This is a genomic window from Sphingopyxis sp. H053 (assembly GCF_001468225.1).
Taxonomy (GTDB): Bacteria; Pseudomonadota; Alphaproteobacteria; order Sphingomonadales; family Sphingomonadaceae; genus Sphingopyxis.
Genome location: NZ_LNRU01000004.1, coordinates 174,499 through 188,134, shown reverse-complemented (window position 1 = coordinate 188,134; position 13,636 = coordinate 174,499). Strand labels below are relative to the sequence as shown.

13 protein-coding genes are annotated in these 13,636 nt (G+C 63.0%); 5 read left to right on the top strand and 8 right to left on the bottom strand.

The annotated features are described in order from the left end of the window. Window positions 1-4 precede the first annotated feature (4 nt). Complete coding sequence (locus ATE70_RS08970; RefSeq protein ID WP_058537592.1) at window positions 5-1,402, top strand: AlbA family DNA-binding domain-containing protein; 1,398 nt, start codon at window positions 5-7, stop codon at window positions 1,400-1,402. An 11-nt stretch (window positions 1,403-1,413) separates the two neighbouring features. Further along, entirely contained in the window at window positions 1,414-2,706 is a 1,293-nt protein-coding gene (locus tag ATE70_RS08965; RefSeq protein ID WP_058537591.1) for a VRR-NUC domain-containing protein, read from the top strand. Here the strand turns inward: ATE70_RS08965 and ATE70_RS08960 are convergent. From ATE70_RS08960 to ATE70_RS08935, 6 genes are all read right to left on the bottom strand, one after another. Beyond that, complete coding sequence (locus tag ATE70_RS08960) at window positions 2,700-5,909, bottom strand: error-prone DNA polymerase (RefSeq protein ID WP_058537590.1); 3,210 nt, start codon at window positions 5,907-5,909, stop codon at window positions 2,700-2,702. The genes ATE70_RS08965 and ATE70_RS08960 overlap by 7 nt on opposite strands. Continuing rightward, complete coding sequence (locus tag ATE70_RS08955) at window positions 5,906-7,711, bottom strand: DUF6504 family protein (RefSeq protein ID WP_082639514.1); 1,806 nt, start codon at window positions 7,709-7,711, stop codon at window positions 5,906-5,908. Before ATE70_RS08955 ends, ATE70_RS08960 begins: the two co-directional genes overlap by 4 nt. After that, window positions 7,620-8,405, bottom strand: coding sequence for an ImuA family protein (locus ATE70_RS08950; protein ID WP_197411419.1), 786 nt, complete (start codon window positions 8,403-8,405; stop codon window positions 7,620-7,622). The genes ATE70_RS08955 and ATE70_RS08950 overlap by 92 nt, the downstream gene beginning before the upstream one ends. 110 nt (window positions 8,406-8,515) lie before the next feature. Then, window positions 8,516-9,016, bottom strand: coding sequence for a hypothetical protein (locus ATE70_RS08945; RefSeq protein ID WP_058540025.1), 501 nt, complete (start codon window positions 9,014-9,016; stop codon window positions 8,516-8,518). 50 nt (window positions 9,017-9,066) lie between these two features. After that, the gene (locus ATE70_RS08940) at window positions 9,067-9,489 is read right to left on the bottom strand and encodes a DUF1810 domain-containing protein (protein ID WP_058537588.1); all 423 of its coding nucleotides are present in this window, start codon (window positions 9,487-9,489) and stop codon (window positions 9,067-9,069) included. Continuing rightward, on the bottom strand, window positions 9,486-10,103 hold the full coding sequence (locus ATE70_RS08935; protein WP_058537587.1) for an SOS response-associated peptidase: 618 nt from the start codon (window positions 10,101-10,103) through the stop codon (window positions 9,486-9,488). The genes ATE70_RS08940 and ATE70_RS08935 overlap by 4 nt, the downstream gene beginning before the upstream one ends. 55 nt (window positions 10,104-10,158) lie before the next feature. Here ATE70_RS08935 and ATE70_RS08930 point away from each other — a divergent pair, with 55 nt between their 5' ends. The 3 genes from ATE70_RS08930 (at window position 10,159) to ATE70_RS08920 (ending at window position 12,282) form a co-directional block, all read left to right on the top strand. Continuing rightward, a complete protein-coding gene (locus tag ATE70_RS08930) occupies window positions 10,159-10,671 on the top strand; it encodes an SOS response-associated peptidase family protein (protein ID WP_156419598.1) in 513 nt (170 codons plus the stop codon). After that, window positions 10,668-11,261, top strand: a complete 594-nt coding sequence (locus ATE70_RS08925) for an alpha-ketoglutarate-dependent dioxygenase AlkB (protein WP_231732890.1) — start codon at window positions 10,668-10,670, stop codon at window positions 11,259-11,261. The genes ATE70_RS08930 and ATE70_RS08925 overlap by 4 nt, the downstream gene beginning before the upstream one ends. Window positions 11,262-11,556: 295 nt before the next feature. Beyond that, window positions 11,557-12,282 (top strand): Shedu anti-phage system protein SduA domain-containing protein, encoded by a 726-nt coding sequence (locus ATE70_RS08920; protein WP_058537586.1) that lies wholly within the window; start codon window positions 11,557-11,559, stop codon window positions 12,280-12,282. Window positions 12,283-12,323: 41 nt separating this feature from the next. Here ATE70_RS08920 and ATE70_RS08915 read toward each other — a convergent pair whose 3' ends face one another. Both ATE70_RS08915 and ATE70_RS24200 read right to left on the bottom strand, forming a co-directional pair. Then, window positions 12,324-12,767 (bottom strand): hypothetical protein, encoded by a 444-nt coding sequence (locus tag ATE70_RS08915; protein ID WP_058537585.1) that lies wholly within the window; start codon window positions 12,765-12,767, stop codon window positions 12,324-12,326. Continuing rightward, window positions 12,754-13,566, bottom strand: a complete 813-nt coding sequence (locus ATE70_RS24200; RefSeq protein ID WP_082639513.1) for a trypsin-like peptidase domain-containing protein — start codon at window positions 13,564-13,566, stop codon at window positions 12,754-12,756. Before ATE70_RS24200 ends, ATE70_RS08915 begins: the two co-directional genes overlap by 14 nt. Between the last annotated feature and the right edge of the window lie 70 nt (window positions 13,567-13,636).

Genomic DNA, 13,636 nt, shown 5'->3' with positions numbered 1-13,636 from the left:
CAGCATGGCCGATCAGAAACGTCTGAAAACATTGAGCGCCACATCGCGCCAGTTCCTCGCGTCCGGCGAAGGTCAGCTTGTAGATTTCAAGCGCGCGCCTGATGGCATCAGTGCCGAGGATCTCGTCTCTTTCGCCAACGCGGCGGAGGGTGGCACTATATTGGCTGGTGTCGGCGAACAAAGTGTCGACGGCGCGCAGGTTGGCGTCATACTTGGCTGCGACGTTGGCGACAGTATGATGCTGCAGATTCTCAATAAGGCTATCAGCTGCTTGCCGCCCGTTTCAGTCGACATCATCATCGAGAATCTGAACGACAAGCCTATCTTGCGCATTTGGGTGCCTTCGAGCTCAACGAAACCGCATTGCACTCCCAAGGGAATTTACTGCCGGCGTGACGGATCGCGCAACCGGGCGCTTCATCCCGGCGAACTTCTCGAAATATTCCTCGAATCCGAAGCACGGGTCTTCGCCGAGCGGTTCGAAACGGCTGCCGCCAGCATTTCGGAGGAACTCGAGAGTCTCGAAGATTCTCTTTCTGCCACCATAAGGAGCATGAGCAACGAGCTCGGGTGGGCGCAGTCCAATCTTGGCGATACTTCGAGCACTATCGACACGATTCTCGCTTACTCGAAGCGGGTCGATGACGAGACCATCGATATCGGTGATCGTTTGCGCGCAATGTTCCGCCAGGACACTCGCGAAGATCCCGTTCGCGATAGAGAACTGAAGAAGCTCACGGAAAACCTGATCGAACAGATCAGCGAGGACAAAGATATCCTCGAGGCCATCTTGGCCAAGCAGAAGCTGTCCTACACGATGCGGGGAAAGCCCGCGCGCGAGCTTACTGTCGAAGATGGTCAGGCCGCCCTTGCGGAGGCGTCGAGGATCATACGGGACCGGGAAGATCGCAAGAATTACAAGGCGAAGTGGGTGGCGCCGGCGGATTGTTCACCGGAAATCCTCGACGCGATCGCCGCGGCGGTTGCTGGTGATCATGATCCCGCGCGGGTTCGCAAAGAGTTGGCCGGTGCATTTCGCGTCGGCTATTCCATCTATAAGGGTAAGGTTGTTGCCGTGGCTGGGCTCGGAAAGCCGCGAGCCGCGTCGCGAGCGCGATTGTTCAAGCGAATGGGCGCATCCGCTGATCCCAAGGCTTTCAGGGTCCGTGTTGACTGGCTCTATTTGCACAAAGATCACCGAAAGAAGGGCCAGTTGACCAGGCTTTTCACGAAGCTGCGCGCCTTGGTGAAGGGCCAGTCGTTTTTTGCGGTAACCCGGCGCGGGGATGAGTTGGCGCACGAGATGCTGACGCACCTGAAGTTCAAACCCGCAAGCCTATCAGAGGGCGCAGCGGAGAGCGCCGAGGTGTCCGAAATATTGTATGTCCTTGCCGGCGCGTAGGAAATGCGTCGATGAGCCAGTCGAACCTATGCCAGCACGGCGCCGCTGCCTGTCTCAATCAGCATGAACTGATCCGCAAATATCGGTGCACCGATTGCGGGGAGGTGATGATGTGCTGTTGCGACGAGGCATTTGGGCGACGCTTTCTCGCTCACCAGCTTGTCGAAGGCTGCGAACTTGAAACCCAACTGCGGGTGCCCGTGACGATCGCGTTCCAGCCCAATATCTGCAACGGTTGTCGGGGCCTAGCGCTTGAGCCCGCGCCCGCGGCTGCGGGCCTGGGTCGGACCAGTAAGATCAAGCGCTTCTATTGGCGGGAATTGTTCTTTCGAGAAACCGAGGCCGTGGCAGATTGGGACGCGAGTCATCCGGATGTTGCGGACGAGGATGTCCGCTCGGCGCATAAGCGCATCGAGCGCGAGATACTCGACGAGATCAAGCAACTGCACGCCGCAGCGCCACTTTACGATATGACCGAGCCCTCGCAGGCGGACATCCTCGATCGATGTCAGGTTGATATCGAATCATTTTATCCTGACTACGCAGCGTCACCCGAGAAGGGCGCCGTCGTGCTCGTCGAGGGCGAAACCGTTTCACCAGAGACATTTGTCTCGCGTCATTATCAGAGGCTGGGCTGGTCCGTGCTCGAGCTGGAAAGTCGCCCTCTTCACGCCTTGTTCGCGGTGATGATGTGGCTGCTCATCGAAGATGGAGCCGATCCCCAAAATCGAATCGTGACGTTCGGATCGCGTACCGCTTTCGATGCTCGTGTTCCCGGGGAGATGATATGGACGCACCTCCCGGACGATTTCGGGACTCCGGGCTATGGGCGGCGTCGCAAGGCTGCGGTCGACGAACATTTCTCCTTCTTCTTTGAGCCTGACGGCCATGTCGACACTGGCGATTTGCTTTGGTTATTCGATTATTGGCGCTTCCACAGCGCGAGATTGCGGGAATATCTGTGGGCACACCACGACCGCGACGTCGATCGGGCGCGTCAGTTGATCGAGATTTTTCCTCCCGGCACGATCCTTGTAATTCTTCGTTACTTGGTCGACGATTATTGGGGTCGCTATCTCGGATGGCCCGATTTGTTGCTCTGGCGCGACGATGAAATTTTGCTGATCGAAGTAAAATCCTCGTCCGATCGGCTGAGCGGCGACCAAATGCGCTGGATCGTCGACAATTTCGAACAACTGAAACTGCCGTTCCGTGTTGCCAAACTGCATCGTCCTTCTCGTCAGAATCGTCGTTCCACAGGATCGTATCCCTCGCCGGGTCAAAGCTGGCCGCGCCTTCAGTGAAAATCGTGACTTCGGATGCGCAGCGGCGCGTCGCGGGAGTCCGGTCCGCCTCCGTTCCGCGCCCCATCCCCGCGTCCAGGCGCAATGGAGACGTCGCCCTGCGCAATCGAGCGCAACATCGCGTCATGATCGGTAATCCGGTCGCAGATGATGTGAATGACCTCGCCTTCCTTCTGAAGCCGTCCGCGCATCGCAATCATCGAGGCCGACATGACTTGTCGCCGGTAGATATCGAACCGGTCGGGCCACAGGATGCCGTTGGCGATTCCCGTCTCGTCCTCGATCGTGACAAAGAGCACCCCTTTCGCCGAACCCGGGCGTTGGCGGACGAGAATGACGCCGGCGACCTCGATGTTGCGCCCGTCGCGGATCTGTCCGAGATCGGCGCAGCGCACGATACCCATCGTATCAAGCTCATCTCGCAAGAAACTCAACGGATGCGCGCGCAGCGATAGCTGCAGCGTGCGATAATCCTCCACCACCTCGCGCCCCTCGGTCATTGGCCGAAGCGAAGTCGCGGGTTCGAGCCCTTCGGGCGAGAAACTGGACTCGCGAGCGTCCGCCGCCGCGAACAAGGGGAGCGGCGCCTCGCCAAGACCCCGCACCTTCCACAAGCCCTGCCGCCGGTCTTCGGAGAGACAGGCGAAGCCATCGGCTTCGGCGATCCGCTCGATCGCGGTGCGCGGGACGCCAGCGCGGCGCCAGACATCCTCGACGCAGTCATAGGGCGTATCGCCGCGCGCGCCGACGATCGCCGCGCCATGCACATTGGCGAGGCTGCGCACCTGCCGGAAACCGAGACGGACCGCGAGATAGTGTCCGTCGGCTTCTTCGAGCGTGCAGTCCCAATGGCTGTCGTTAATCGAGACGGGCCGCACCTCGACGCCATGGTTCCGGGCATCGCGCACGATCTGCGCGGGCGCGTAGAAACCCATCGGCTGCGCGTTGAGCAAGGCAGCGCAGAAAACGTCGGGGTGATGATGCTTCATCCAGCAAGAGGCGTAAGCGATTTTCGCGAAGCTCGCGGCATGGCTCTCGGGAAAGCCGTAACTCCCGAAGCCCTCGATCTGCTTGAAGGTGCGCTCGGCGAAATCCTTCGGATAGCCGCGCTCGATCATTCCGCCGACGAGCTTGTCGTAGAAATGGCTGACACCGCCGGTGAGCTTGAAGGTCGCCATGGCGCGGCGAAGCTGGTCGGCCTCGGCGGGCGTAAATCCCGCGCCGACGATCGCGACCTTCATCGCCTGCTCCTGGAAAAGCGGCACCCCGAGCGTCTTCTCGAGCACGGCGCGGAGCTCGGGCTTGGGATATTCGGGCTTCTCCTTGCCCTCGCGGCGGCGCAGATAGGGATGCACCATGTCGCCCTGGATCGGGCCGGGCCGCACGATCGCGACCTCGATCACGAGGTCGTAGAAGCATTTGGGCTTGATCCGCGGCAGCATCGACATCTGTGCCCGGCTTTCGATCTGGAAGACGCCGAGCGTATCGGCCTTCTGGATCATGCCATAGACCGCCGGATCATCGTCCTGCAGGTCGGCCATGCCGACATCGACACCCTTATGGTCACGCAGCAGATTGAAGGCGCGGTTCATGCAGCCGAGCATGCCGAGGCCGAGGACATCGACCTTCATGAACTTAAGGACGTCGATATCGTCCTTGTCCCATTCGATGATCTGCCGGTCTTCCATGCGCGCGGGTTCGATCGGCACAAGATCGTCGAGCCGCTCTTGCGTCAGCACGAAGCCGCCGGGGTGCTGCGACAAATGCCGCGGCGTGCCGATCAGCTGCTGTGCGAGGTCGAGCGTCAGCCGCAGCCGATGATCGTCGGCATTGAGATTGAGGCTCGCGATCTGCTCGTCGGGGATGCCGTCGACCGACCAGCCCCATACCAGGCCCGTCAGCATCTTCGTCAGATCGCGCGGCAGGCCGAGTGCCTTCCCCACCTCGGCGACCGCGCCGCGCGTCCGGTAGCGGGTGACGACGGCGGTGAGCGCGGAGCGATGCCGCCCATAGGTTTCGTAGATCCACTGGATGATTTCCTCGCGCCGCTCATGCTCAAAGTCGACGTCGATATCGGGCGGCTCCTTGCGCTCGCCCGAGACGAAGCGCTCGAAGAGCAGCTCATGCTTGATCGGGTCGATCGACGTCACGCCGAGCAGGAAGCAGACGCAGCTGTTCGCCGCGCTCCCGCGCCCTTGGCATAATATCCCGCGCCGCCGGCTCTCGGCGACGATCGAATTGACGGTCAGGAAATAGGGGGCGTAGCCAAGCTCGCCGATCAATCGCAGCTCATGGTCGATCTGCTTCCGATAGGCGGGCGGCACCCCGTCCGGGAACATGCGCGCGGCGCCCTCCTCGGTGAGTGCCGCGAGCGCCTCCTGCGCGGTGCGCCCCGCCATCACCTCCTCATAGGGATATTGGTAGCGGATCTCCCCAAGATCGAAGCGGCACAGCGCCGCGATGTCGGCGGTGGCCTGAATTGCGTTCGGAAAGAGTGCGAAACGCCGTTCCATTTCGGCAGGGGATTTCAGCGCACGATCCATGAAACGCTCGCGCTTGAAGCCGAGCGCATCAACAGTCGTTTTCTCGCGGATCGCGGTCAGCACATCCTGCAGCGGGCGGCGCTCGGGGGCGTGATAGAGGATGTCGCCCATCGCCACGCAGCGCACGCCCACGCTGCGGCCCAGAGCGTCGAGCGCGCGCAGCCGCGCGAAGTCGCCGGGACGGCGGCGGAGCGAGAGCGCGAGATAGGCGTCGCGGCCGAAGGTTTCGCGGAGCTCGCCAAGATCGAGGCGGGTGCGCTCGTCCGCCGTATCTGGCAGCAGAACCGCGACCAGTCCTTCGGCCCACGCCACAACATCGGGCCAGTCGAGCCAGCAATTGCCCTTCCCGCCGCGCGCCTTGCCGAGCGACAAGAGCCGGGTCAGCCGCGACCAGGCCGCGCGGTCCTTGGGGTATAGCAGCAGCGATCGGCCATCGCGAAGATCGACGCGCGATCCGGGGATCAGGCGCACGCCGGTCGCCTCCTGCCCCGACAGCCCCCGCACCATTCCCGCGACGCTGCCCCGATCGCAGAGGCCGAGTGCCGAGTGGGCCATCAGTGCGGCGGATGCGAACAATTCCTCGGGCGCCGACGCGCCGCGCAGGAAGGAGAAGTGGCTCGTCACCTGAAGTTCGACGTAGGTCGTGCCGGGCGCCGTCATCCGAAGACGCCGTGCATATACCAGCTCAAATCGCCGGTGCGGTCTTCGATCGCATCGCCGCGGCGGAACAGCCAGAAACGCTCGCCAGTCTCCGCCTCGACGCGAAAATAATCGCGCACCGCCCACATTTCGCGGGTCGTTCGCCACCATTCGCCGTGAATGCGCTCGGGTCCGTCGCCCGCGACGACGCGGTAGGACCGCCCGCGCCATGCGAAGCGGCGCGGCGGATGATCGGGAAGCAGCGCGACGACGCCCGACAGGGCTTCGGGCCGCGCGAGCATGCGGATCGGCCGCGCCCATGCTGGCCAGCCGGAAGGCTGGGCGAGCGGGCCGGTACGGCCGATCGCGCGCTCGGGCACATCGCTTTCGCGGGCCTCGAGGCGGAACAGCGCGCCCTCTCCAGCGCGCCCCGCGAGCTGATCGACAAGCGGCGCGATGTCGGGCGCGCGCGGCGCGCTGTCGAACCCGGCGCCGATCGCCTCGGCGCCCAGCTGCTCGACCTGCGGCGCCTCGAGCGCCATCGCCTCGATGCCGAGCCCCGGCTCGATGCGGTCGATGCGCAGCTTGAACAGGCGTATCAGATGCATCGCATCGCGCGTCGCACGCGCCGTCCCCACCGCGATAAGCTGCTCGCGCGCATCGACGCGCTCGCAGCGAAGCACGGCCGCGCGGAGGCCAAGCCCGCGCGTGCGAAGATCGACGACGAGATCGGCGACAAGATCGGCGATGACCTTTTCGATCGCCTCGGCGGTCGCGATCGGTTCGACCAGCCGGCGCTCGGCACGCGGCATCTCGAAGGGCACGACGGGCACGATCGGCTCGGGCAAAAAGCCGAGCGCCTGATCGAGACGCTCTACCGCGCCGCGCCCGAGCCGCCGCGCCAGCGGCCCGCGCGGCATCGGGTATAGGTCGGCGACCCGCTCGATCCCGAAGCGCGCCGCGGCGGTGAGCGCCTCGGGCGAAAGCCGGAGCGCGCGAAGCGGCAGCTCGCCCAGCGCCTCACCCGCCCTTCCTTCCGGCAGGACCAAGGTCGCCGAGCCGCCATAGCGCGCGAGCGCGTGCGCGGCGCCGGGCGTGCCGGCGATCGCGACGCGTGCGGTGAAACCGAGACGGCGCAGGAAGGATCGAAGCCGCGCCGCGAAGCGCGCCTCACCACCGAAGAGATGGGAGGTGCCAGTGAGGTCGAGCCAGAGTCCGTCGCTGCCCGACATCGCGGCAGTCGGCGTCCAGTGACGCACCGCGTGCAAGGCGAGCCGGTCAAGCCAGGCGGCATCGGCATGGGGCGCCGCATCGAGTATATCGAGATCGGTAACGAGCGCCCGCGCATGCGCCGCGGCCATGCCGGGCGCGAGACCGAGATCGAGCGCGATAGGGCAAGCGGCGGTCACGATATCGCGTTGGCCGGTACGCATGACGAGGATAGTCGGCCGCGCGCCCCAAAGCGCAGGCAATGGGATTGCGGCGCCCGATGGCGCGCTACCATCGTCGCTCCGCACGGTGCGAAACACAGGCGTCGCCGCCTCGCTGCGCCGCGCAAGCTCGCGCATCGGCGGCCGCTGGTGTGCGGGTAGTGCGTCGATCACGGCTTGGTCAGGGCGCGTGTCTTGCGCCCAGCGCGCGCCGGGTCGCCAGCCGCCACCCCGCGGCACCGAGCAGGCACCGGGGTTGTCATCGACGGGTTCGGGGAGGCGCGGTCCAAGCCGCGCGGGCTCAGGCGGCGTGTCCGAGCGCGAGATCGGCGCCGCCCGCCGCAACCGTTCGATCGCGAGTTGCGGCAGGAAGAGCGAGGCGACCCTGGTCATCGCACGCCTCCAGTTCGAGGGAGAAAGGCGGCCCGCCGCGCTGGCGCACAAGCTCGACCGACCAACGCCCGCGCCCGACACCGGGCATCGACAAAGGCGTCGATGCGAGGCTCCCGACCCGCCAGCGCGTGCAAGCCAGCGAAAGATCGGTGAGCGGGCATTGGCCGTAGCGCCGGTAGCGGCGATAGAGGAGCATCGGCGTCTTGCCTTCGGTGGCCGCGAGCTGCAGCCGGCGCGTCGCGGTCTGGTCGGCGGCTTTCACTTCGGCGACGACGCAGGCGAGCGAGCCGTCGCGCAGCGCATCTTCGCACATGGCGAGAAGTTCGCGGTCGCTCTTGCCCTGTGCATAGAGGATGCGTTCGGGTCCCAGCCCTGCCTGTTCGAGCCCCGGCGCATAGAGGTCGAAACGCGTCAGCGCCCAGAGAGCGGACACACCCGGCGTCGCCGCGAAGCGTGCAGCAATCCCGGCCACGAACAAGGTCGCGGCCGCATCGTCGTTCCAGCTCGCCGAAGCCGCCGCGACCTCATGCAAGCCCGCGGCATCGAGCCCGCCTCCGGCCAGCAGATGATCGAGCGGCCCGACGCCGAACGGCAGCACCGGTCCGCGCGCCGATGCGACGCGCGCCACCGTTTCGCGAAGCGCTTGAAGCTCTTCGGCACTCGGCCGGGGCTGTGAAAAAGGCGGTGCGGTCATGCTGATATCGACTCATATGTTCCCTTTATGTTCTATTGAGTCGGCATGATCGTCAAGCTGGCAGAAACACAGTCTTGCCCGTCATGGCCGAAGTCACGGATTATAAAGGCTTATTCGAAGTCGAAACCCAGTTCGGTCGCCGCCAGAGTTTCAAGAGCGACAACGGCATCGGCGATTGCGGTTGCTGCCTGATGCGCCTTTTCGGGCGGTTCTAGATTCGCTTCCTGCACCGCGTCCATATCGGCGAGATAGGATTCGTACCGCGCAACGAAGGCCTGTGAGAGAATGAGCCGCTGCGCGTGATAAGCAAAGCGGGCCGCCTGCATCTGCTCGATCATCTGCGTCGTGGCGCGCTGCTCATGCTCGCTTCCGCCGAAGCCTTGCGGGTTCTCGTCATAACCTTTGTCGATATAGACGAGGATCGCGCGCCCGCGGTCGAGGCTGCCGATGATTCCGGTATAGGCCTCGCGGCGCAGATCCCATGATCGCTCGCGCCGGTATTTCCTTCGTTCGCCGAGTTGAACAAGCCAGGTTATAAGCCCCGAAATCAGGCCGCCAACGACCACTCCGCCAAGGCCGATCCATGCAACGTCGAGTTCCAGCGCCATCATCCCTCCAATCGGCAAGCGAGACCGGCCCATACCGGTGCCGGTGCTATGCCCTATCCCTGTAGCAGATCGACGGTTCGCTGGTCGCGCTTGCCGCCAAACCACCGTTCGAGAGCGGCCGAGAAGAGCGACAGTTCGCCAACGGCCTCGAATAAGGTCAACGACGAGCGCAGCTTCATGGCATCGATCTCGCCGAACACAGCTACCGGATCGCTGCCAATCAGGTCCTGCAAGGCCTCGACGCATTCGAGATAGCGCGCGCCGAGAATGGGATGCGCCAGATAGGCTCGTGCCTCCGAGACATCGGCGATCGCGTAACGCTGCGCCATCGCGCTGCGTCCCAGCCCCGTCAGCTGCGGAAAGATGAACCACATCCAATGCGAGCGTTTCCGGCCGCGGCGGATTTCGTCGAGAGCGCGGGGGTAAATCTGCTCCTGCGCTGCGACGAAATGGTCGAGCCTATCGGAATCCGTCATAGCGCCAGCGCGCCCTGCGCGGGCGGCTTGCCGAACACCTGTGTCGGCTCGAGGCTGCCCGCGGGCAGCCATTTGAGGACATCGGCGGCGGGGACGCGCGGGTCGAGCCAGCCCGCCCATTGATCGCGCGCGAGCGTAATGATCTGACGGTGATGATAGGGCGCGATATCGGGACCTGCGTCCATCGTGAGAAGCGTAAAGGCTTCGCCGCCGTCATATTCGCGCCAGATGCCCGCCATGCAGAACCAGCGATGATCCTTCATCGTGAAGAGCCATTTATCGAGCCGCTTTTGCGCCTTGTCGGCGGGGTCGGTGAATTCATAGAAGCCGTCGCACAGGACCAGGCAACGATGCGATGAGAAATCGCGGCCCTCGGACCGGAAATTATAGACCGGCTTGCCATTCGGGCCAGGCCAGCTCCAGCGTCGATTGACCAATTCGCCCATCCCGCCGCCATCGGTGCTCCGCACGATCGGGGCCATGTCGGTTATGCGGACATCCTCGCGCGCGGGAACGTTCGGCGCGCCTTCGGGCATATCGATCTTGATCTTCAGGTCGTCGAAATCCTCGGCGATCGAGGCGATGTCGACTTCCAGCCGATAATCATTGCACATTCGCTCTCGCCCCCTGGCTCTTGCGACTCATCTTCGTTCCTATTATGTTCCAACCATGACCATCGCGCCAACCCCTTTTGATTCCGATGCTCCCGGCGGCGGCGTGACAGCGCTTGTCCGCCGCAATCCGGACAATATGGGCGAAGTCGAAATGGTCAAAGCCGCTTGGGGTTCCGATCCGCGTTTCTCGGACGGCATCAATTATCGTTTCGTCCGCACCGAAGGCCGAGCCTTCCCGAACCGCCGCTGCCTGATCCCGGCATCGGAGTTTCGCATGGGCACGGGCGATCATCGTTACCGGGTCACGCTCGACAGCGGCAATTTCTTCTATCTCGGGGCGGTCTGGGACCCGCCGCTCGCCGACTGGCCGCTGTCCTACCGCATCCTCACGATTCCGGCGGGTGCCGACGTCATTCCCTATCAGTCGCGCCACGGTGTCATCATCGAGCGGCGCAATGTGATGCACTGGCTCGACGGCACGCTACCGAATGAAGAATTGTTCGCAGAGCCGCTGCGGCACACCTTGTTCGTCGAACCGCTGCTGGCGCAAGCCTCGCTCGCGCTGTGACGCGCAGCTCCGCCGCGCGGGCGCTGCGGCCCGCGCCCCAGCCAGACCTCTTCGGCCCATCCCTACTTCCCGGCCTCTCCTATCGCGACGATGTCATCACGCCCGCCGTGGAGAGGGATTTGATTACGCGTATCGAGACGGCCGAGCTCACGCCCTTCCAGTTCCAGCAATGGGAAGGGAAAAGGCTGACGCGCTCGTTCGGCTGGACCTATGATTTCCAGACCGGCCGCTTCGCCCCCGGCGAGGCGATGCCCGCCTGGCTCGCGCCGATCCGCGCTCTTGCGGCGCGCTTCGCCGGCATCGAACCCGATCAGCTAGAACAGGCGCTGCTCATTCAGTATGGCGTCGGCGCAGGCATCGGCTGGCACAAAGATCGCCCGGTATTCGAGCATGTCATCGGCTTGTCGCTCGGCGCGCCGGCGACGATGCGCTTCCGTCGGCGCAACGGCACAGCATTCGACCGCGCGACCGCAGACCTGCTGCCACGGTCGATCTATCATATGGCCGGCGAGGTGCGGAACGACTGGGAGCATAGCATCGCAGCTATGGAAATGCCTCGCTGGTCGGTCACATTCCGCAGCTTGCGCTAATCGGCGCCGCCAAAGGTACACCGAGTTTCCGCACGGCCTTCCCCGTCATCAACCGATGACGGCAAGAGAGTGACGCGCTCTCGGCGAGCCCGCGGCGGGGCGGCGTGCGATGCGGGCCTGGGCCTAGCAGCCGCCTCGCAAGGAAAGCGAGCCGAGTGCGCCGCGCGGCCCGCCATCAGCGCGACCCCTGGCCGAGCCTGTCGAGGTCAGAGTGCGCCCACTAGATGCCGCGCTCAGTAGGGGCTTCCAAGCGCCCTAGTCGCTGTTAGACTTTGTGCTCAACGGGAGCGAAGACATGCCCACTCTATTCGAGATATCCAAACCGGAAAATCAGGCGCGGTTTCATAAGGAACTTGCGGAGCATTTTCCGGACGCACTGTACGGTTCGAGACGGGATTTCAGCGCGAAGCTCGCCGGAGAATTCGACGCGGCGTTGGCGCTAGGGTCGGAAGAGACGATGCAAAAGCTGATCGAAGCGCATCCCTATCTGTTGCAATATGCATTCAAAACGACTGGCCATCACGGGACATGGGCATATTCGAAGCGATGGATCCGGACCAATCAGGTGAACGGTCTGCCCGGCCTCATTCCCGACTTTATCGCAGCCATGCAAAACTCGCTTGGATATAGCTGGCAGATTATCGAGCTAAAACGACCAGACGTTCAGTTTTCGAACAAGCGCGGCGACGGCCTCAGCACGGAAGCTCATAAAGCGCTGGCTCAGTGCGGCGAGTACATGAGCCATTTCGCGAACTACATCGAGAATGTCCGCGTGAATGTCGGGAATGAGCGCATAAAGCAGCCCGACGGCGTCACGATCGTAATCGGGGATTCCCGCTTCGAGAGTGAAGCACAGCGAAGGGTAAGGGCAGGATTCCAGGACCTAAGTCCAAAGATATCGATCGCCACCTACGACCGTCTGCGACGAGGCCTATTGAACGATGTGTTGCCTTCGGCGCTCGAGACGCCGGCTTATGACGGAGCGCAAACCCCCGATTTTCTGAGCGGCGGACCCGCCTGACAAAAAGCCGCGGGCTATCGAGGCGCGACTTCGCCAAATGCCTATTTCAGGTTCCCGCCCGACAAAAAGGGCTGAACCGCGGCCCAGATTCCCGAACACTGCTGCGACCACCATGAAGGATCCATCTTGAACGGGTGGCGCTGCTCATCAATACTGCGATCATATCGGCTGTGATCGCGGGTTACGATCACCGTCGGCCATCCAAATTGGTCGCCCGAGATATCGATGATGAGACCGTTCCATTCGAGCCATGCATGGCTAGTCTCGCGTTCACCCGCGTCGGAATAGAATTCGCGAGAGACATAGTCCGCAGTGATCCCGAAGCGATCAAGAAGGAAAAGCGCCAAGAGTTCGGAACAATGGCCGCACGCGCCGCGGGGGAACCGATTAATGTAGACTGCTCGCCAGTGCCGATCGTCAATAGCGTCCAGCGCAGACCGAAATTCGGCGGCCGCTTGGGCGATCGCCGCATCATCCGGCTTCATGAGTTCGACCTAAGTTTCCGACTTTAGTGGCGACGTGAAACGCCAGTATTTCGTCGAGTAGAGCGCGAGGCCACACACGGCCCAACTGCGCGTCGTTGGCGTCTTCGGTCTGGAATCGACCAGAATAAATGCCAACGAAATTGAATGCTCCGTCACCATTGCCAACCGTGCCGGTGCGACCGTCTTCAAGTTCGATGTTTCCATGCGCGCGCTGGATCACGGGCGAACCGGACATCCCCGGTCGCGACGCTGAATCGACGATCAGATAGGGCTGGTCCAGATGCGGAGCGAGGCACGGCTCGCTCGCAAATGTTGCCTGTTTCCAAACGGGCATTCCCATTCCCGTCCGACCAAATGGAAATCCAAGTATGAACACCGGCATACCGACGCGTTGCTTAAGAGGGACCATCGGCATCGCGTTCAGCGGCATGAGACTGAGATCGAGAGGCGGAACAAACGGCAACGCCACAACATCGACCGCTCTTCCTAGCGTCGGATGCTCGGTCCACAGGGGGCGGCCCTCAGCGTCCAAAGTCGTGACGGACACAATATGTGCTGGATCGCTACGCTCGTTCTTAGGCACATGAACGCGCAAATGATCAGGGATGCCCGCCATCGGATGCAAACATGCATCGGTTTCATGATTTCGCCCCGCAGCGACATGCCAGTTGGTTATAAGTGCAAGGCTCGTATCAGGAAGGAGCCACGGGAAAGCCGTTCCGACGCCGAGCCGCTGATCGCCGAAATAAGCTTCGACGAACAAGGGAATGAGCGAACAGCTATCAACACCAGGGGTCATTGCAGCTTCGCCTCGATCTGATGATATTGACTGCTCGCATGTGCGCCCTCCTGGTGGCCCCTACTGACAA

Bases quoted from the DNA above. Each gene is read 5' to 3' on its own strand.
- ATE70_RS08970 (WP_058537592.1), top strand. From the start codon at position 5: ATGGCCGATCAGAAACGTCTGAAAACATTGAGCGCCACATCGCGCCAG.
- ATE70_RS08965 (WP_058537591.1), top strand. From the start codon at position 1,414: ATGAGCCAGTCGAACCTATGCCAGCACGGCGCCGCTGCCTGTCTCAAT.
- ATE70_RS08960 (WP_058537590.1), bottom strand. From the start codon at position 5,909: ATGACGGCGCCCGGCACGACCTACGTCGAACTTCAGGTGACGAGCCAC.
- ATE70_RS08955 (WP_082639514.1), bottom strand. From the start codon at position 7,711: ATGACCAGGGTCGCCTCGCTCTTCCTGCCGCAACTCGCGATCGAACGG.
- ATE70_RS08950 (WP_197411419.1), bottom strand. From the start codon at position 8,405: ATGACCGCACCGCCTTTTTCACAGCCCCGGCCGAGTGCCGAAGAGCTT.
- ATE70_RS08945 (WP_058540025.1), bottom strand. From the start codon at position 9,016: ATGATGGCGCTGGAACTCGACGTTGCATGGATCGGCCTTGGCGGAGTG.
- ATE70_RS08940 (WP_058537588.1), bottom strand. From the start codon at position 9,489: ATGACGGATTCCGATAGGCTCGACCATTTCGTCGCAGCGCAGGAGCAG.
- ATE70_RS08935 (WP_058537587.1), bottom strand. From the start codon at position 10,103: ATGTGCAATGATTATCGGCTGGAAGTCGACATCGCCTCGATCGCCGAG.
- ATE70_RS08930 (WP_156419598.1), top strand. From the start codon at position 10,159: ATGACCATCGCGCCAACCCCTTTTGATTCCGATGCTCCCGGCGGCGGC.
- ATE70_RS08920 (WP_058537586.1), top strand. From the start codon at position 11,557: ATGCCCACTCTATTCGAGATATCCAAACCGGAAAATCAGGCGCGGTTT.
- ATE70_RS08915 (WP_058537585.1), bottom strand. From the start codon at position 12,767: ATGAAGCCGGATGATGCGGCGATCGCCCAAGCGGCCGCCGAATTTCGG.
- ATE70_RS24200 (WP_082639513.1), bottom strand. From the start codon at position 13,566: ATGACCCCTGGTGTTGATAGCTGTTCGCTCATTCCCTTGTTCGTCGAA.